The sequence below is a fragment of the Microcystis sp. M53603_WE2 genome, assembly GCF_030065435.1.
Map to the genome: position 1 here is coordinate 1 of NZ_JASJFF010000203.1, position 18,202 is coordinate 18,202.

18 protein-coding genes are annotated in these 18,202 nt (G+C 43.3%); 10 read left to right on the forward strand and 8 right to left on the reverse strand.

All coding sequences use genetic code 11. From position 1 onward, the window contains the following. Positions 1-1,890: thioredoxin domain-containing protein (locus PX481_RS04335; RefSeq protein ID WP_288093774.1), on the forward strand; the 1,890-nt coding region annotated here is incomplete at its 5' end. 258 nt (positions 1,891-2,148) lie between these two features. On the opposite strand, the gene PX481_RS04340 is transcribed toward PX481_RS04335, so the two are convergent. From PX481_RS04340 to PX481_RS04365, 6 genes are all read right to left on the reverse strand, one after another. Further along, on the reverse strand, positions 2,149-2,469 hold the full coding sequence (locus PX481_RS04340) for a hypothetical protein (protein ID WP_288093775.1): 321 nt from the start codon (positions 2,467-2,469) through the stop codon (positions 2,149-2,151). After that, positions 2,453-2,587 carry a hypothetical protein gene (locus tag PX481_RS04345; protein WP_288093776.1) on the reverse strand — a complete coding sequence of 45 codons (135 nt, stop codon included), beginning with the start codon at positions 2,585-2,587 and terminating at the stop codon, positions 2,453-2,455. The genes PX481_RS04340 and PX481_RS04345 overlap by 17 nt, the downstream gene beginning before the upstream one ends. 154 nt (positions 2,588-2,741) lie before the next feature. Continuing rightward, a complete protein-coding gene (locus PX481_RS04350; RefSeq protein WP_223212968.1) occupies positions 2,742-5,141 on the reverse strand; it encodes a BsuBI/PstI family type II restriction endonuclease in 2,400 nt (799 codons plus the stop codon). Positions 5,142-5,496: 355 nt separating this feature from the next. Then, positions 5,497-6,783: a glutamyl-tRNA reductase gene (locus tag PX481_RS04355; RefSeq protein WP_002798508.1), complete on the reverse strand. Its 1,287-nt coding sequence runs from the start codon at positions 6,781-6,783 to the stop codon at positions 5,497-5,499. 184 nt (positions 6,784-6,967) lie between these two features. Continuing rightward, positions 6,968-8,005: a class II fructose-bisphosphatase gene (glpX, locus tag PX481_RS04360; RefSeq protein ID WP_288093777.1), complete on the reverse strand. Its 1,038-nt coding sequence runs from the start codon at positions 8,003-8,005 to the stop codon at positions 6,968-6,970. A gap of 130 nt (positions 8,006-8,135) precedes the next feature. Beyond that, positions 8,136-8,633 carry a VOC family protein gene (locus PX481_RS04365; RefSeq protein ID WP_043998929.1) on the reverse strand — a complete coding sequence of 166 codons (498 nt, stop codon included), beginning with the start codon at positions 8,631-8,633 and terminating at the stop codon, positions 8,136-8,138. Between the two features lie 17 nt (positions 8,634-8,650). On the opposite strand from PX481_RS04365, the gene PX481_RS04370 reads away from it, so the two are divergent. Continuing rightward, a complete protein-coding gene (locus PX481_RS04370; protein ID WP_288093778.1) occupies positions 8,651-8,833 on the forward strand; it encodes a hypothetical protein in 183 nt (60 codons plus the stop codon). Here PX481_RS04370 and PX481_RS04375 read toward each other — a convergent pair whose 3' ends face one another. Next, positions 8,834-9,349 (reverse strand): TIGR02652 family protein, encoded by a 516-nt coding sequence (locus tag PX481_RS04375; RefSeq protein ID WP_043998928.1) that lies wholly within the window; start codon positions 9,347-9,349, stop codon positions 8,834-8,836. It lies immediately after the preceding gene. Between the two features lie 108 nt (positions 9,350-9,457). Here PX481_RS04375 and PX481_RS04380 point away from each other — a divergent pair, with 108 nt between their 5' ends. The 7 genes from PX481_RS04380 (at position 9,458) to PX481_RS04410 (ending at position 16,039) form a co-directional block, all read left to right on the forward strand. Continuing rightward, positions 9,458-10,009, forward strand: coding sequence for a gamma carbonic anhydrase family protein (locus PX481_RS04380; RefSeq protein WP_002786047.1), 552 nt, complete (start codon positions 9,458-9,460; stop codon positions 10,007-10,009). A 65-nt stretch (positions 10,010-10,074) separates the two neighbouring features. Continuing rightward, entirely contained in the window at positions 10,075-10,194 is a 120-nt protein-coding gene (locus PX481_RS04385) for a photosystem II protein Y (protein WP_002737284.1), read from the forward strand. A 397-nt stretch (positions 10,195-10,591) separates the two neighbouring features. Further along, positions 10,592-11,926 carry an FAD-binding oxidoreductase gene (locus PX481_RS04390; protein WP_288093779.1) on the forward strand — a complete coding sequence of 445 codons (1,335 nt, stop codon included), beginning with the start codon at positions 10,592-10,594 and terminating at the stop codon, positions 11,924-11,926. Positions 11,927-12,209: 283 nt separating this feature from the next. Beyond that, complete coding sequence (gene purB, locus PX481_RS04395) at positions 12,210-13,505, forward strand: adenylosuccinate lyase (RefSeq protein ID WP_002757956.1); 1,296 nt, start codon at positions 12,210-12,212, stop codon at positions 13,503-13,505. A 49-nt stretch (positions 13,506-13,554) separates the two neighbouring features. Beyond that, complete coding sequence (locus tag PX481_RS04400; protein ID WP_256378293.1) at positions 13,555-13,689, forward strand: hypothetical protein; 135 nt, start codon at positions 13,555-13,557, stop codon at positions 13,687-13,689. Between the two features lie 27 nt (positions 13,690-13,716). Further along, positions 13,717-15,177: an AAA family ATPase gene (locus tag PX481_RS04405; protein ID WP_008206637.1), complete on the forward strand. Its 1,461-nt coding sequence runs from the start codon at positions 13,717-13,719 to the stop codon at positions 15,175-15,177. Continuing rightward, on the forward strand, positions 15,119-16,039 hold the full coding sequence (locus PX481_RS04410; RefSeq protein ID WP_288093780.1) for a hypothetical protein: 921 nt from the start codon (positions 15,119-15,121) through the stop codon (positions 16,037-16,039). Before PX481_RS04405 ends, PX481_RS04410 begins: the two co-directional genes overlap by 59 nt. On the opposite strand, the gene PX481_RS04415 is transcribed toward PX481_RS04410, so the two are convergent. Further along, positions 16,036-17,355: an AAA family ATPase gene (locus tag PX481_RS04415; RefSeq protein ID WP_288093781.1), complete on the reverse strand. Its 1,320-nt coding sequence runs from the start codon at positions 17,353-17,355 to the stop codon at positions 16,036-16,038. The genes PX481_RS04410 and PX481_RS04415 overlap by 4 nt on opposite strands. 398 nt (positions 17,356-17,753) lie before the next feature. Here PX481_RS04415 and infC point away from each other — a divergent pair. After that, the coding region (gene infC, locus PX481_RS04420) for a translation initiation factor IF-3 (RefSeq protein ID WP_288093782.1) at positions 17,754-18,202 on the forward strand (449 nt) is incomplete at its 3' end.

Here is an 18,202-nt window from a genome sequence, read left to right on the forward strand (position 1 = left end):
CGAGCCATTGCCGATTATCTCAATCAGTATTTTTTGCCGATCAAAGTTGATCGCGAGGAAAGACCGGACATCGATAGTATCTATATGCAAGCATTGCAGATGATGGTCGGTCAAGGGGGTTGGCCTCTGAATGTCTTCCTAACACCGGATAGTTTAATTCCCTTCTATGGTGGCACCTATTTTCCCGTGCAACCGCGCTTTAACCGGCCCGGTTTTCTGCAAGTGTTGCAATCGGTACGTCGTTATTATGACGAGGAAAAGGAGAAATTAAGCAAATTTACGGCCGAAATGCTGGGCGCACTGCGTCAATCAGCTATTTTACCCCGAGCAGAGACCAATTTAGCCGCTCCTTACCTTTTAGCCACAGGAATCGAGACAAATACGGCGGTGATTCGGGTTAATCCCAATAATTACGGTCGGCCCAGTTTTCCGATGATTCCATATTCTCATCTGGCTTTGCAGGGTAGTCGCTTTGGTGACGATTTTGACGATTCCCTCCGGCAAGCGGCCTATCAACGGGGGGAAGATCTGGCCCTGGGGGGAATCTATGACCATGTGGGGGGAGGATTCCATCGTTATACGGTGGATTCGACGTGGACAGTTCCCCATTTTGAAAAAATGCTCTACGATAACGGGCAAATTGTCGAATATTTAGCCAATTTGTGGAGTGCGGGTGATCGAGAGGCGGCCTTTGAGAGAGGGATTAAAGGCACGGTTAACTGGCTAAAACGGGAAATGACCGCCCCAGAAGGTTATTTTTATGCGGCCCAAGATGCCGATAGTTTTGAGAAGGCCACGGATGGGGAGCCGGAGGAAGGGGCCTTTTATGTCTGGTCGGATCGGTCGTTAAGGGATTATCTCTCGACCGAGGAATTGGGGCTGCTGCAGGCTAATTTTACCGTCACTGCCGAGGGGAATTTTGAGGGTCGTAATGTCCTGCAACGTCGGCAAGGGGGAGAATTAGGGGAGGAGATAGAAAATATGCTCGATAAGTTATTTATTCGGCGTTATGGCAGTTCTCAAGCCCAATTAGCTCTTTTTCCCCCGGCCAGAGACAATCAGGAGGCGAAAACTGTCTCTTGGCCGGGACGCATTCCGGCGGTAACGGATACGAAAATGATTGTCGCTTGGAATAGTTTGATGATTTCTGGTTTAGCCCGGGCCTTTGCCGTCTTTAGCGAACCTTTGTACTGGCAAATGGCTACTCAAGCGGCCGAGTTTATTCTCAAGCATCAGTGGTTAGATGGACGTTTTCAGCGCTTGAATTATCAGGGTCAGGCCTCGGTTTTGGCCCAATCGGAGGATTTTGCCTATTTTATTAAGGCTTTGCTGGACTTGCAAACCGCTAATCCCCAAGAAACTGGCTGGTTAGAGGCGGCTATCGATTTACAGGGGGAATTTGATCGCTGGTTTTGGGCCGAGGATGAGGGGGGATATTTTAATACTGCTTCTGATCATAGTCTCGATCTGATCGTGCGAGAACGGGGTTATACGGATAATGCCACCCCTTCGGCCAACGGAATTGCGATCGCTAATTTATTGCGTCTGTCGCGATTGACGGAAAATCTAGAATATCTCGATCGGGCCGAAAAGGCCTTGCAATCTTTTAGTACCATCCTAGAAGAGTCCCCCACCGCTTGCCCCAGTTTATTTGTTGCCCTCGATCACTATCGTCACGGTTTCTGTCTGCGCGCCCCGGAAAGCTCGATCGAGTCGCTGTTAAGTCGCTATTTGCCCACTGCGGTGTATCGAGTCGATGCCAGTTTGCCCTCTAGCACATTTGGGTTAATTTGTCAAGGGTTATGCTGCCTTGAACCAGCGGAAAATTTAGAACAGTTAGACCGACAAATTGCTGGGGTGATGAGGGGGGAGTCAATACTACTCGGTTAAGGTTTTTTTCTCTCTCAAGCAGAGAACAGTGATAAAAAAGCAATTAACGCTTTTTTAATCACCAAGATTCAGGATCATTGATTATTTTGACCAAAATGGACAGGAATGGAGATGATTTTCTTCTCAATTGTCAAAACGCCCACACCATTGGTCAAAGCCAGAGAGGTATCGCGGCTGGGGTTGTCTATTTCATAGCCGCTCTCTCAACGTTAAGTATTGACTCTATAACGATTGTACTCGATTTGATCGTTTGAGCGTTTAAGTCCCATTAGTTTTATCTTCAGCAATCCTATGGAGAACAAAAACATTATCTTGCTTTAAAAGCAGCCATCTTGTAAAAGGATAGCGTTTGACTTCTTGATAACCTTTGAGCAATCCAGAGGAAATCATGTAGTCATCACGATTTACCCACCAGTAACTTTTACCCCGCTGCGGCTCATATTTTATATCGTTTAAATACCAGCCATTAAATTCGTATCCCCCATCGATATATTCAGGAGTAACTCCCTGTTCCATCAAATCATTTAAGGCTTGCCACCGAGTTCGGTTCCAGGCTAAGTAGTCATGGGTTGCAGCCATAGTAAATCCGGTTCTTCGTTACTTGGTATGGTTCGATAGGGGGACATAAATCGACTAAATCCTTATCTGGTAAGAGACTTAATTGATTAGTTCGCTCTAGATCAAAAACAATTGACAAAAATCGCTAAATGCCTTTCTATATAAGGGTTCCATCCCTTATAACCCCCGTCCATTGCATAACACAAACCGAAGAGCCAGAAAACCTAAGCCACCTAACGGTGAAGTTAGGTGTACTTTCACAACTGATATCTTTAAGAACGCTTTTCTGGGTTCTAATATGGACCTAGGAATCTCTCTCCATTGAAGTGAATCATGTGATCGGGCTGATCAGCTACCCAAACTTCTGTTTCCCAGGAAATTTCAGCAAGATAACGAGTCATTTCCCTACGACTGGGAAAAGCAGTAACAAAGACAAGACCCTTACAGCTTAATTGAAAAAGTTGCTTTAGTTCATTGTGGCGTTTCAAATTCACTGGACCATGACTCGTCACCGCTTCTATAAGGACAAGCCAATCTTGGTATCTATGATAGATAACAAGATCAGGCATTTTCCCGTGAGGATCTAATTCAATCCCCATTTCTCGGAATTTTTGTGTTTCGTTGATTATAAATTTATCACCAGCATCGCCAATATATAGAACTACGCCCCCTGGCGTAAATCTTGGACAAAAGCTTTCTAAGATGTCTTTAATTAAAATATTTTGCCCACCTGATGAAAGCTGAATCGCCCGACCATCGGGTAAGGTTATAGGAATCATGGGCAGATTTCGATTCCTGGCTTGCAACCAATTAGTCACTGAAACCGCATAATTTCTACGAGCTTCTTCCCACTGCTCAGAGCCATAAACTTGAAGCAGTGATAACGCTTGCCGATCAAGTTGGTAGCACCACCTAGGGCTATTAATTGGTCGGTCTGGTTTGTCTGGATTCTGAACCACCAGTCCCATCTGCACAAATTGATGCATTGTCTGTTTTCGAACAGTTTCGCGTGTGTTTGGTGCATATTGTTTTCCGTAATGATCACGGAACCAATCCATCATTTCTGTAATTCCGCGTTTTGGTGCAGTAGCTTGGCTCCAGGGTTTATCAGGTTGAATATCTGCTAACGCAAGTAAGCATAGTGCAGACCTTTCATTCTGTTGCGCTCTAGGAGCAGAGATAGCCTTGAGAATTGTCAGTGCTTCTTCGATTCGTTTGTTTGCTTGAACTGCGGCACTTGCTTCATCCATAATTGATAGAACTTCATGTACAACTTGATCGATTTCTTCTTGGTTTAAGTCATTGTCCCCAACTTGAACTCCTATTTGGATTAAGTCATTTTTACATGGATACTTAACCCTACGAAGGTCGGTAGCATTGACTTGTGTATTTCCACTAAATTGACGAAAGTAGCTATCAAATAAAGTTGAATTAAGAAATGCGGCTAACCCTTTAGCTACATCAGGAGGCATTCCTCTGCCTTTAGCATGATAATAATTAAGATGATTTTCGACACCTAGAGATTTTGAACCAATAGGAGAACACACAGCAGCAACAACACGACGCTTTTCTTCTTTGGATGAAAAACGTTTTGTCAAAACATACCAGCCAGGCTCAATTAACCATTTTTCTGTTTCGTTATTTTTTTCTACCGCAATGGGCTTGCGGGGATTATCAGGAGGAAACACTACTTTCCTTACTTTTACAGATTCTGGATAAAGTAGGGGAACAGTTCTATCACTCAAATGGTTTCTTAAAGACGATTTCAGGCGAAAATCAACAACTGGACCAGTGGAAACTTCTAAGCCTATCTCATCCAATGTACAGGGCATTTTATTCATTTGAACTCTCAAGGAATTCTTGAGAGAATTTGTAACAATATGAATAAACTGTTCAGAATCATTCGGCTCAATCACTTCGTCATAGGGGGTATATCTAGATTCTGAAATCTCGTCTAATGCCATCTCAGAATTACTGGTTATTTTTACAGTGCTAGGTTTTTGTTTAGATCTTAGGGCGTGAAAAATAATATTTTCCTGTAATACCTCATCTTCTGAGAAGGTTGCTGATCTACTCTCAAATATATGGATTTTATCTAGTTTCATATATTCTAGGAAGGCTTTTCGGAAAGGGCGAAAATACTTGCCATTGCAAAAACTTCTCGGCGTAATCGCAACCACTTCGCCATCGTCTATAAGTTGTACGATGGCAAGCCAAACAAATGCGCTGTAGAGATTTACAGTATCAATCCCAATACTTGCAAGAACTTTCTTTTCTGCTGATTGGCTGTGAATCTTCTTATAAGGTGGATTCAGAATCGCATGAGTAAAGCCTGGAACTACCTTCTTAAAGAGTGGCAAGTTCATTTCACTACTAGCTTTGATGAAATTCTCCCCCCGCAAGCAATAATCTGCTTGAATTCCTTTTCCGTTCAAAGCGGCACAGCATTCTGTGAGGGTTTGATTTAGCGAGGGGAAGAAGACTGGTTCGACTTCATATGCTGTAATGCTGCAACTACTAACCTGATCGGGGTTTGCCAGTAACCGCTCTACTACAGCAGCAGTTAAAGTTCCAATTCCAGCCCCAGCATCTAGAAGGTGAATATGACCAGACAGGTTGTTGAATTGTCCTGCCATGAAACGCGCAACAGTTGCGGGGGTCAAGAACTGACCCAACTGACTACGCTGTTTCAAGTTCAATCTTGAAGAGTAGTAGACTCTGGCTATATCAGCAGAATCAGTAAGGAACGTTGCCATCTGGTCATCTAGTAGCAGTTATGAATCAATACCACAGAACTCCTTCCCGGTACACCTAACTATCAATTATACCGCTCCCTGCGGTCCCACACCCTCCTCTATCCCACTTCCATCAGTTAAACACCCCCTCAATTTGGGCATAATTACCGCATTTCCACAGCCAAAAGTCTATTGGTCTGTCAATCTTGAAATTGTGGATAGGGGAATGCTGCCAAATTATTCGCTCCCAATCCCTCAAAATCACCTTAACAGACCCATAGAATCGCCCTTAATTTTTGTGGATTACCAGTCCCTAACTATATTCTTCTCCGACACTGAGGTTAAAGAGCATTTGCAGGGATTGTAAACAGCGCTTACGCGCTTCGATATCCTGTTGGGCGCGCAGTTGTACCATGGGTTCGTGAAGGATTTTATTAACGATACCGCGGGTCATTGCTTCGATAACTTCTTGGTGTTTTTCGGCGAATTCCGTCCCCAAACGGGAGAGGGCCTTTTCTAATTCCTGTTCGCGAATATCTTCAATTTTGCTTCTTAAACAGCTAATTGTCGGTACAGTGTCCAAAGAACGCCACCAAAGCTCGAAAGCTTCCACTTCCTGCTCTAGGAGTGCCTCTGCTTCCCTGGCCATCTGACGGCGACTTTCCTGATTGGCGGCAACCACCGCTTTGAGATCATCGACGTTAAAAGCTTGCACTTGTGCCAATTCCTTCACGTCGGTATGGACGTTGCGGGGAACAGAAATATCGATTAACATCAGCGAGTTAGCAGAAATCGTCACTTCTGTCAATAAAGTTTTAGTTAAAATTGGTTCCGTGGCTCCGGTACTGGTAAAGACGATATCCGATGCCGCTACGGTAGTCATCATCTCTTCTAAGCCATATAGTTGCAGCGGTAGGTGAGGAAATTCACGGGCCAACTCCTGGGCCCGTCTTTGGGAGCGATTGACGATCGCAATTTGCTGAGAACCCTTAGCCAGAAGGTGAGTAACTAATAATCGGGACATTTTCCCTGCCCCGATAATAGCGATTTTCTTGCTGCTGAGGTCTGCCACCTTAGCATGGGCTAACTCCACCGCCGCCGAACTGATCGATACGGCTCCCGTGCCGATGCTGGTTTCCGTGCGAACGCGTTTACCGGCAGTCATGGCTTGTTTAAACAGGCGATCGAGTAACTGGCTAATAGTATTGTACTTCTGGGCTAATTTATGGGTATTTTTAACTTGCGCGAGAATTTGCCCTTCACCGAGGACAAGACTTTCTAAACCGGCCGACACCCGCAGCAGATGACGGACAGCATCCTGATGCAGCAGGGTAAACAGGTAACGACGCAGGACATTAAGGGGAATATGCCCGATTTCAGCGAGAAACTGGGTAATTTCCACCACGCCCTTTTCCGTATCCGTAACCACGGCGTAGATCTCCAAACGGTTACAGGTACTGATAATAGCCACCTCTTGGATGTGGGGATAACCCTTGAGGTGGGTAAGAGCGGACTCGATTTTCGCTTCCGGGATACTCAATTTTTCGCGAATTTCCACAGGGGCTGTCTTGTGACTCAAGCCCACTACAGCAATATTCATTTATGTTCTCCTACAAATGTTGCTCAGGCTACAAAAATTATTGATAAAGATCAGTGCGTTATGTCTCTAATTGTTGCAATTTAGTCCCAATCGGGATGCAAATAAAAGATGTTTGAAAAAAAACTTTATATATTTTTACCAATGGGGGCGAGGTGAGCCATGCCCACCCCACCGGGTCAGGGAATTATCTCAGTTGAATGTATTTGGGTCGGTCGAACAGGTGAACGGTATCAACAAAGCGAGCGGTTTTCGATTGGGTGGAGATAACCAAGCTTTGGGTACGAGCGCCACCATGGAAGAAGCGTACCCCTTCCATCAGGGTGCCGGGGGTGATCCCACAGGCGGCAAAGAGGACGGTTTCGCCACTGGCTAATTCTTCGCAACCGTAAACGCGATCGGGATTGGTGATGCCCATTTCTTGCAGACGAGCGATATTACCCTCGCGACTTTCGCCGATTAAACCGGTTTTGACCACTTCGGGATCATAGATTAATTGTCCCTGGAAGTGACCCCCCAGACAACGCATAGCCGCCGCCGAGATTACCCCTTCCGGAGCGGCACCGATACCCATGAGAGCATGAATATTAGTTCCCGAAAAAGCGCAGGAAATAGCGGCCGATACGTCACCATCGCTGATCAGACGAACTCTGGCCCCAGCGTTGCGGATTTCTTGGATTAATTCCTTGTGACGGGGACGATCCATAACTACTACCACCAGTTCTTCGATCGAACGATTGAGACAATCGGAAAGGACTTTCAGGTTTTCCGTCGCCGATTTATTAATATCCACATGACCTTTAGCTGCTGGGGGAGCGGCTAATTTTTTCATATAAAAGTCAGGAGCGGCGAATAACCCACCTTTTTCGGAGATAGCTAACACGGCCATAGAACCATTTTGACCGTAGGCGACCAAGTTAGTGCCTTCGCAGGGATCGACGGCGATATCGATTTCGACTAATTCGTCGGGATTACAATATTGTTTGGCATCAACTTGGGTACAGATACCCACTTCTTCGCCAATATAAAGCATAGGAGCCTCGTCTCTTTCCCCTTCTCCAATAACGATGCGACCGCGCATATGGATTTTATTCATCCGTTCGCGCATCGCTTCCACAGCGACGTGATCAGCGATATTTTTTTCGCCTTTACCCATCCACTTGGAGGAAGCAATGGCAGCCTGTTCGACTACTTCGATAATTTCTAACCCTAGCGTACTTTCCACTCGATGATCCTCCCTACAGCTGATCTATGATTTATCTAGTGAGTTTGTTTCCTTAACAGTCAAAAGTCTATCACCAGACGGGGATCATTCTTAAGTTTTTATGTAGATCATCTGGAGGAGACCGGTATAGCTAGGGAGTTTTTGCCGGCACTGTCGCCTCCATCTCGGTTATGGAGACCTGGATCGCTGATTTCGGCGTTAAACGACGGATAAATTCCAGGGGTAAACCGTCTGTGTCGGCAATAAAGGTGACTTCATAGACGTGATCGCCGATCATCTGTTGTTGGGGTGGCAAAAGAATTTTTAAAGGTTGATATAAACCGGCATCCTCTTGATGAGCTTGCTGAAAGTTATTTGTTAATTTTTCTAACCATTCTGGTAAATTGCTGACATTTTCTGTTAGGTCAAAAGACAAGTGATAATAACCGACATAATGCTGATCGCTAAAGGCATCGGGGGCGGGTTTCGGTTGAGGAATTTGGATTAATTCGATGCGTCCGTTTAACCCCGTTAGCCAACAGGCCAAAGTATAACCCGTGGTGAATCTTTCCTCTAGGGTAAAACCGAGAAGTTGGTAAAAAGCGATCGCCCGATGGATATTAGCGGTGCGGATAGAAGCATGGTGCATTTTCAGGAGAAAGAATTATGAAGTGGGGAAGTGGGGAAGTGGGGAAGTGGGGAAGTGGGGAAGTGGGGAAGCGGGGAAGTGGGGAAGTGGGGAAGTGGGGAAGCGGGGAAGCGGGGAGAGTAAATAAAAATAATCTCCTGCCTCCTGTCTCCTGTCTCCTGTCTCCTGTCTTCTGTCTCCTGACTCCCGATGGCTATTGATTAATCAAAAAGACGAAAATAGGGATAACGTTTGGGAACCCCCGGTTCTTTTTCCAGATCAAAATTAATTACATCCCAACAGGGTTCATCGGGGGCATTGGGGCTAAATTCTACTGGTAAACCGTAGAGACGGGGAATAGTGGCTTCACCCGGTTCATTACCGCGCCAAGTAGTGTTACGTTCTAGGTAGGAACTAACTAAATCGCGATAACGGTTGGCAATAATCACTTTAGTCGCTTTAAATCCTTGGGTATAGAGGCGATCAAGTGCTTCGTGAATCTCAAAACGAATACCATCGGGGTGAGTGTGTTGACGATACCACTCACCATTCCAGAGTCGCCAATGCCGTCCTGACTGCAAGTGAACCAACTCACCCGTTTTGGGATCGGCTTCAAAAGCTCCATGACGCGGACACAAATAGGTATCCGTCAAAGTAAGGGCGGGGATTAGCTGCCGACAGTGAGGACAATGGATATCGGGGCCAAAAACAGGGTATTGTAAACTTGCATTGATCATGGAAGAACCTAAACTAAAAATTGTTATCTTTGTACCAATAAGCCTATCCATATTATACCCAACCAAATTGGACGGGTATTCTCTTCCGACTTTAGTGCAGATCCTTCCATGTCTTTAGATAACTTAAGATCAACTTCTAATTTCTGGCCCCTTGTCGATGTCAGTCAAGCGGCTTTTATTGCCCCTAATGCCACGGTAATGGGCGATATTTCCCTAGCTGTGGGGGTGAGTGTTTGGTATGGGGCGGTATTGCGTGCCGACGTGGAACGCATCGAAATTGGGGCCTATACTAATATCCAAGATGGGGCGATCCTACACGGAGATCCGGGCAAAATTACTATCCTTGAAGATTACGTTACCATCGGGCATCGGGCGGTAATTCACGCAGCCCATATTGAACGCGGTTGTTTAATCGGCATTGGGGCAGTGATTCTCGATGGTGTGCGCGTCGGGGCGGGTAGTATTGTCGGGGCGGGTAGTATTGTGACAAAAGATATACCACCGCGATCTTTAGTGGTGGGTATTCCCGCTAAACGCGTCCGGGAAGTGTCGCCACAGGAGGCTCAAGAGTTGATCGAACACGCCGAGCGCTATGCTAAACTTGCCCTCGTTCATGGGGGAAAAGGTACTGATACTGGATTCCCAAAAGGGGCGGTTTAGGGTATAAATATAAAATGAGAATCAAGTAACAATCTTTTAAGCACTGACCGAGGAGAAGGAAATCTATGGACTGGAGAGTGTTGATCGTTTTAACCCCTTTGCTTATTGCTGGTGGCTGGGCTTTCTTCAATATCGGCGCTGCCGCTATTAGACAAGCTCAACAGTTTCTCAGCAAACAAAGTTAATAAAAGTTTATAGTTCTTAGTAAAACCGATCGCCTAGGCGGTCGGTTTTTAATTTTTCCTGATGGGGCGATCGCTGATTGGGGTGATGGGGTGTGGGGAAGTGGGGTGTAGGGTGTAGGGTGTGGGGTGTAGGGTGTAGGGTGTAGGGTGTGGGGTGTGGGGTGTGGGGTGTGGGGTGTAGGGTGTGGGGTGATGGGTGTAGGGTGTAGGGTGTGGGGTGTAGGGTGTAGGGTGTAGGGTGATGGGTGTAGGGTGTAGGGTGATGGGTGTAGGGTGTAAGATGATGGGGAAATGGGGGAATTATGAATTATGAATTATGAATGATAACTGATAACTGATAACTGATAACTGAATTGTCATCTCGACTAGGAAACTAATTTTACACTAATACCTAACCATGAAATCTAATTGTCAAAATCTCATTCAAGAGCTTTCCCATCTAGAAATTATCACCGATCCGGGGCAAGTGGCGAAACTTTCCTTAGATTATTATCATTTTAGTCCCATTTTAGAGGCACAACTGCAAGATAAACGGGCTGATTTAGTCATTCGTCCCCACAATAGCCAAGAAGTTATTGACATCGCTAAAACCTGCGTTAAATACCAAATTCCTTTAACAGTTAGAGGTGCGGGTACAGGTAATTATGGTCAATGTGTTCCCTTGCAGGGCGGAGTAATTTTAGACACAACGAAACTAACAAAAATTATCTCGATCGAACCGGGTACAGCCCGGGTAGAAGCGGGGGTAAAAATGGCATTTTTTGATAAACAAGCTCGCGCAATCGGTTGGGAATTAAGAATGGCTCCCTCTACCTATCGGACGGCGACAATTGGCGGTTTTATCGGGGGTGGCAGTGTGGGCATGGGTTCAATTAATTATGGACAATTGAAGGATAGAGGCAATCTGCAAGCAGTGCAATTAGTCACCCTAGAAGCGGAACCAAAAATTATCGAACTACGGGGGGATGAGGTAGAAAAAGTCAATCATGCCTACGGAACCAATGGCATTATTACCGAGTTAGAAATAGCCCTCGCTCCCTGTTATCCTTGGGCAGAATTTATCGTTACTTTTGCCGATTTTCTCACCGCCGCTAAATTTGGTCAAGCTCTCAGTGATAGTGATGGCATTGTCAAGAAAATGGTTAGTGTTCACTCTTGGCCAATTCCCGCTTATTTTACTGCTCTTAAGGATTATTTACCCACAGGAAAAGCGGCAGTTTTGTTAATAGTATCGGACAGCGATCGAGTTGCATTAGAGTCTTTAATTCAAGAATATAATGGTGAACTTACTTACTATAAAACGCCAGAAGAAACCCAAAAAGGCAACAGTATCTTAGAATTTACTTGGAATCATACCACTCTCCATGCGCGTAGTTGTAACCCCAAGATAACTTATCTACAAGCTTTTTATTTTAATCTAGCCACGGTAGAGAAACTCCATAATTATTTTGGGGAGGAAATAATGATGCACCTAGAATTTTTGAAATTTCAAGGTAAAGTTATTCCCGCCGGTCTTCCCTTGCTAGAATTTACCACAGAAACTCGATTAAATGAGATTATTGCTATCTATGAACAACAGGGGGCAGCCATTGCCAATCCTCACACTTATATCATGGAAGATGGCGGCAGCAGACAGATTAATCCGCTACAACTAGAATTTAAACAACTCGTCGATCCCTACGGATTGAACAATCCGGGTAAAATGCGAGCATGGGTTGAAGCAAGGGGTTAGGGGTTCAATTCAAGCTAAATTAAACAAGATAAGTAGGTAGGCGTTAAAAATTATCAGATGCCCCCCTTATTAAGGGGGGATTAAGGGGGGATCGGCACCCCCCTTATCAAGGGGGGCAGGGGGGATCGGCACCCCCCTTATCAAGGGGGGCAGGGGGGATCGAACCTAAAACACTAACCGCTAAAAAGGGAGTGGGGAAAACAAAACTCCCCGCTGCCCCCTGCCTATTCCCGGACTTGCCCCGATCCGATACAATTAAACGGTTGTCTTGGAAGAATTAATAGTGATCGAGCGTTATACTCTCCCTGCGATGGGGAATTTGTGGACGGATAGATATAAATATCAAACATGGCTAGAGGTAGAGATAGCCGTCTGTGAAGCGCAGGCAGAATTAGGCTATATTCCCGGGGATGCAGTAGAAGAAATTAAGGCAAAAGCTAATTTTGATCCTGATCGCATTTTAGAAATAGAAGCAGAAGTGCGCCACGATGTCATCGCCTTTTTAACAAATGTTAACGAATATGTGGGCGAGCCGGGGCGTTATATTCATTTAGGTTTAACCAGTTCTGATGTACTAGATACCGCCCTGTCCTTACAATTAGTCGCCAGTTTAAACCTGATTTTAGAACAATTAGAAGATTTTATCCAAGCCCTGCGTTATCGCGCCCAAGAACACCGTTATACAGTCATGGTGGGACGTTCCCACGGCATTCACGCCGAACCGATCACCTTTGGCTTTAAACTAGCGGGATGGTTAGCGGAAGTGCTACGGGGACGCGATCGTTTAATTCGCTTGCGCCAAGACATCGCCATCGGTAAAATATCCGGTGCAGTGGGAACCTATGCCAATATTGACCCGAAAATTGAGGCGTTAACCTGTCAGAAGTTAGGATTAGAACCGGATACCGCTGCCACTCAAGTGATATCGCGCGATCGACACGCCGATTATGTGCAACAATTAGCCTTATTAGCGGCTTCGATCGAACGTTTTGCCGTGGAGATTCGCAACCTGCAAAGAACCGATGTCCTAGAAGTGGAAGAATACTTTTCCAAAGGACAAAAAGGCTCCTCCGCTATGCCCCATAAACGTAATCCCATCCGCTCAGAACGCTTAACGGGAATGGCGAGAATTATCCGTAGTCATAGCGTTTCCGCCTTAGAAAATATCGCCCTCTGGCACGAAAGAGATATTTCCCATAGTTCCGTAGAACGGGTGATGCTGCCGGATGTTTGCATTTTGACCCACTTTATGCTCAAGGAAATCACCGATTTAGTCAAAAATCTGCTGGTGTATCCCGAAAACATGAAGCGAAATATGAATGTTTACGGTGGCGTGATTTTCAGTCAAAGAGTTCTTTTAACTTTAGTGAGTAAGGGAATTAGCCGGGAATCTGCCTATAAAATCGTCCAAGAAAACGCCCATCGCGCTTGGAACACCGATAACGGCAATTTTAAAGCTTTTATCAGCCAAGATGAGCGAGTTACTGGCATTTTATCCCCCGACGAGATCGAAAGTTGCTTTGATCCCCAGCAGCACTTAAATCACCTTAATAGCATCTACCAAAGGTTAGATATTTAAGGAGCTTTCAGTGATCAGCTAACCACTAGCTTGTTGCTTTAGAAAGGTAATGACAGCGTTTTGGATTGTCGGTTGGCGATCGATCTTTTCTCAGAAAGCGATCGCTATTCGTTTCTCGATCAAGGTCGCGTTTGAAGATAAAACTAAAGAATCGGCGCAAGCGAGTACGAATCGGGTAAAATAAGGGTCTGTATTCGGAGTGTTCGTTTTTATGATGAAAATCAAACTCTTGAATTTAGGTAGTATTAAAGAGGCAGAAGTGGATCTTCGGCCTCTAACCGTTATTATTGGCCCGAATAATTCTAATAAAACTTATATCGCCTACTCGATTTATGGGTTATGGATTAATCAGCTTGACGGCTTTTATTTTTCTAGTGAAATTTTAGAAAAAATAGAATTTACAAATCAAGCCGATCATTGGTCTTTAAAAATAGACCGACATTTTTATGATGTTATATCCGAAATTGTTCAAAAGTCCGCATCTGAATTTAGCGGGATAAAACTACAATCTTTTTTCCAAGATTCTAGCGGCAAGATTTTTGAAAAAACGAAATTCAGTATCGAAATTTCCGAAGATGATATTAAAACAGCTATAGAAAAAGTTTTAGCGGATACAATTGAATATCGCGGGTCATTAGCTTCACTTGGAATCAAGAAAATCGAGCGAAGCGAGAACAATAATGAGATTTTATTTTATCAAGAAAAGGAAGATAAAATTAATAATTATAAAGACATAGTTTTTCTTAATTTTGTTGCTGCTGTTGTAAAATTTTCATTTTCCGACGCACTTCCTTTACCCGCCGAAAGAAACGCTTTTATAAATACCTATAAAATGCTGGGCAATAGAAGATATAAGCTACTTAAAGGGAATCAGAGAGAGCTATTGACACAAGGACGTATTAATAGACGTATTAATCGAGATAGACAGTTAGAGTTACTGAAAGAACAGGGAGATATTCGCTATCCTCAACCAGTAGAGGATTTTTTAGATTTTTTAACTGACATAGAACTAGAAAATAAGCCCGATCCCATTGCCAAAAACAAAAATGATTTTCAAAAATTAGCTGATCAAATTGAAAAGTATATTCAAAATAACAATAAAACAATCTTTAAAAAGACTAAAATTGGAGGCAGAGAAATTAAAGTTTCGGTAAAAAGAAGTTTAGAGATCGATCTTTATAATGCTTCCTCGTCTATTAAACAATTAGCCCCGCTTTTACTCTATTTGCGCTATCGAGCAAAATCGGGGGATTTTCTGGTGATCGATGAGCCTGAAATGAACTTACATCCAGAATCTCAGGTAAAATTGTTAGAATCTTTAGCGATTTTAGTAAATTTAGGAGTTAGAATTTTATTGACGACTCATAGCCCCTATTTGATGGCTCATCTTAACAATATCGTTAATGGTAATCACCAAAATCCAGAACTTTTAGCCGAACAAGCTAAATTGCTTTATCTGCAAGATAGCCGAGCTTTTCTTAAAATGGAACAGGTTAGCGCCTATGAAATGAAAAATAATCAATTACTTTCTTTACACGACCCTGAATACGGTATTCGTTGGGATACTCTCAGCGATGTATCAGTTGATATTCAACAAAAGTTTTTTGCAATTTATGAAGCAGGACAACAAAACCAAGAAACCGAAGAAGAATGTTCCTCAGAAGAAGAATAAACTCGATTGGCAGAAATTTAACTTTTTAGAAAATTTGCTTATTTTCTGTACCGTACCCGATCGGATCGCTCCACCCGAAAGCGGTGTCAGCTTTCGGATTACCAAGCCAGAAAAAGATTCCGTTTGTATTTTATTTAAAACTGATCGTCAGAAGGATCCTCTCGTTAGAAATCAAAAGCAGAAAAGACCTGATTATTTATCTCTTTTTATTCAGAATGACTTACTTCTGCTGACGATTATCGAGATGAAGGGAACTAATAAAAATTCCACGAGTACAGGTATCGAACAAATTACAACTTTTAGAGATATTTTAAAACAAGAAATTGCCGATCATGTCACCAGTAAACTCAAATATAAATTACAAGCTATCCTATTAACTCCCTATAATGCCGATATTCCTCGAAAGGCGATCGAAGAGGAAGCGGAGAAAGGATTTATTATTTTACCTATCCCGTATAATTTTAAAGCGGAGCTTTATCCTTATGTTTCCAAGACTCACAGGAAAGCGGATTTAAGCAAAATAGGCAAAATAAAGCATAGTCACGACGAGCAACATAAAGAATCCGATTGTTTGTTAATCGAAAAATTGTTGGCTAGACAAGCATCGGACAAACGTAAACAGGATAACTATTATTCATGTAAATTCACTCCCGCCAAAGATAGACAAGGCATCTATATAGATTATCAGGTGTCGAGCGATCAAGACTGGATCACCCTATTAACCGATCCGCAGGGAAAGAAAGTTCAATTGGCTTACTGTAGTGATGATTCTCAAAGTTCAATCGATCAAATTCAGGAAGAGATTAAAAATTTAAACATATATGGAATGGTAGAGATGGTAAGTCGCCTAATCAATAGTTAGTATAAAAAAAAGGTTAATTGCTTTTTATTCTCTTTGATAACAGGGTGAAAATTACTGCTTTTCATCTTAATTCGCTTCCCTTCAATAGTGGATATTATAGTGGTAAGTTGAGAAAGCCAAATGCTGACATTTTCATCATCTTGCCAATTAATTAATTGACTCACCAGAACTGGAGAATGAGTGTTCACTATTACTTGGCGTAAAGGCATTTCAGTATCTTCAAAATCGACAGTTAGCTCTTTTAATAATCTTGCCATTGCTTCAATACGAAAAGGATGAATGCCATTTTCTGGCTCTTCAAAACACAGTAATCCTGTGTGTTGTCGGTCGTATTGCAGGACACATAATGTTAATAAACGTAGGGTTCCTTCGGAAAGCACTCTTGAAGAAAACTCCCGACCATCATCACCTTTTACCTTGATAATAAATTGTCGATTTGCTTTGTCGTCATAAACATTAACTTCTGTAAGATTCGGTAGCAGATTATTGAGATCACGGGAAATTGCTGTGAGGGTATATTCATCATCTTGTTTAATGCGAAATAAAGCAGCGGCTAAATTCTTTCCGGTTGCTGTTATTGTATCTCTGATGCCCATATCTTGACGAGTAGGTTCTCGCAAATCTTCGGGATTAAGCTGCATAAACTTCCAACTCAGCATTTCTTGTTTGGCGGCTAATATATGTCTAAAATCTATGGTATTAATGCTGCTTAAAACAGTTTGTGATGCGTTTTTTGCGGGAAATACTTTTTTATTCCCTTGTTGACCATCTTGATGTACAACAATGGTAGCAATACCATTAATATCTTCAGTCTTAATATAAGGAATGGCTCTCCTACCCGTTACTTTTGGTCGCCAAGTTTCCAATACTGTCTTGGGAATATAATTTTTTACCCAATTATCTTCATTGTGCTTTAAATTTTCTAAACGTTCATCAACAATATACAAGTTTTCAAAGCCACTTATATTAGACTCTCGTTTAATTTTTAATTGATAGCGTAATCTTGTATATTTAAGATCGACTTCCCCACCCCAATTATCTTTTACCTTGCGATTGACTAACATTTCAACTATAAATTCCATTTCCGTGGCGTAGTCGTCCTCATCATATTGGGTAAAAAGTTCGCTAGGATGTCCTCGCTGCTCGCTAAAAGCCGTCTTCAGATCCACTTCTGCCAGCCGCGCCAACAATTGCAAAGCATCAAATAAATTACTCTTACCAGAAGCATTAACCCCAGCAACTACAGTAAGCGGCGTGAATACCATTTCAAAATTATGAAAGGATTTAAAGCCATGAATTTTAATATAAGTAATCATAGTTTTAGGCGATAAGTAATATTAAAACATCAGCGCAATATTTAACCATACTGGAAAATCTTCTCAACTTTCGCCTGATACTGTCCTACTATAATCTAGACATTGGTTTACAGAGGTAGGGCGGTTACGCCGATTTTGTCGGGTGCGTTACCTGCCGCAAAGGGAACGCACCTTACCGATCGATTCCTGAGAGTATAGGGTCTTAGTTTAACAAAGCCCATGCACAACAGCTTATCTGGCTGACGGCCGACGGCTGACGACCGGCGGCTAAAAATTAACATTGCAAGAAAACTTAACAATTGGCCAAGAAACTCGATCGAGTAGGTAGAATAGCAAGTAAACCATTTTGTAAACTCCAACCGATTAATTAACCAGAATAGAGATAACCCAGAACGCCTGTGATAGATAAAAGACGCACTACTCGCGATCTCCCCCAAATTAACGAAAGAATCCGCTTTCCCGAAATCCGCGTTATCGATAGCGACGGCTCTCAACTAGGAATTATTACTCCTGCCGAAGCTTTACGCGTGGCCGAAGAAAAGGAACTTGATCTCGTCCTCGTCAGTGAAACGGCAAATCCTCCCGTTTGCCGGATTATGGACTATGGCAAATACAAGTTTGAACAGGAGAAAAAAGCCCGCGAAGCCAAGAAAAAACAGCATACAGCCGATATAAAAGAAGTTAAAATGCGCTATAAAATCGATGAGCATGACTACAACGTGCGAGTCAACCAAGCGCAACGTTTTTTAAAAGCGGGAGATAAGGTAAAAGCGACGATTACCTTCCGAGGCCGGGAAATTCAACACTCTAACCTAGCGGAAGAATTACTGGCGCGCATGGCCAAAGA

Excerpts from the sequence above, each read along its gene's own strand:
- PX481_RS04340 (WP_288093775.1), bottom strand. The coding sequence starts at position 2,469 with ATGGCTGCAACCCATGACTACTTAGCCTGGAACCGAACTCGGTGGCAA.
- PX481_RS04355 (WP_002798508.1), bottom strand. The coding sequence starts at position 6,783 with ATGAATATTGCTGTAGTGGGCTTGAGTCACAAGACAGCCCCTGTGGAA.
- PX481_RS04365 (WP_043998929.1), bottom strand. The coding sequence starts at position 8,633 with ATGCACCATGCTTCTATCCGCACCGCTAATATCCATCGGGCGATCGCT.
- PX481_RS04370 (WP_288093778.1), top strand. The coding sequence starts at position 8,651 with ATGAAGTGGGGAAGTGGGGAAGTGGGGAAGTGGGGAAGTGGGGAAGTG.
- PX481_RS04375 (WP_043998928.1), bottom strand. The coding sequence starts at position 9,349 with ATGATCAATGCAAGTTTACAATACCCTGTTTTTGGCCCCGATATCCAT.
- PX481_RS04380 (WP_002786047.1), top strand. The coding sequence starts at position 9,458 with ATGTCTTTAGATAACTTAAGATCAACTTCTAATTTCTGGCCCCTTGTC.
- PX481_RS04385 (WP_002737284.1), top strand. The coding sequence starts at position 10,075 with ATGGACTGGAGAGTGTTGATCGTTTTAACCCCTTTGCTTATTGCTGGT.
- PX481_RS04390 (WP_288093779.1), top strand. The coding sequence starts at position 10,592 with ATGAAATCTAATTGTCAAAATCTCATTCAAGAGCTTTCCCATCTAGAA.
- PX481_RS04400 (WP_256378293.1), top strand. The coding sequence starts at position 13,555 with ATGACAGCGTTTTGGATTGTCGGTTGGCGATCGATCTTTTCTCAGAAA.
- PX481_RS04405 (WP_008206637.1), top strand. The coding sequence starts at position 13,717 with ATGATGAAAATCAAACTCTTGAATTTAGGTAGTATTAAAGAGGCAGAA.
- PX481_RS04410 (WP_288093780.1), top strand. The coding sequence starts at position 15,119 with ATGAAGCAGGACAACAAAACCAAGAAACCGAAGAAGAATGTTCCTCAG.
- PX481_RS04415 (WP_288093781.1), bottom strand. The coding sequence starts at position 17,355 with ATGATTACTTATATTAAAATTCATGGCTTTAAATCCTTTCATAATTTT.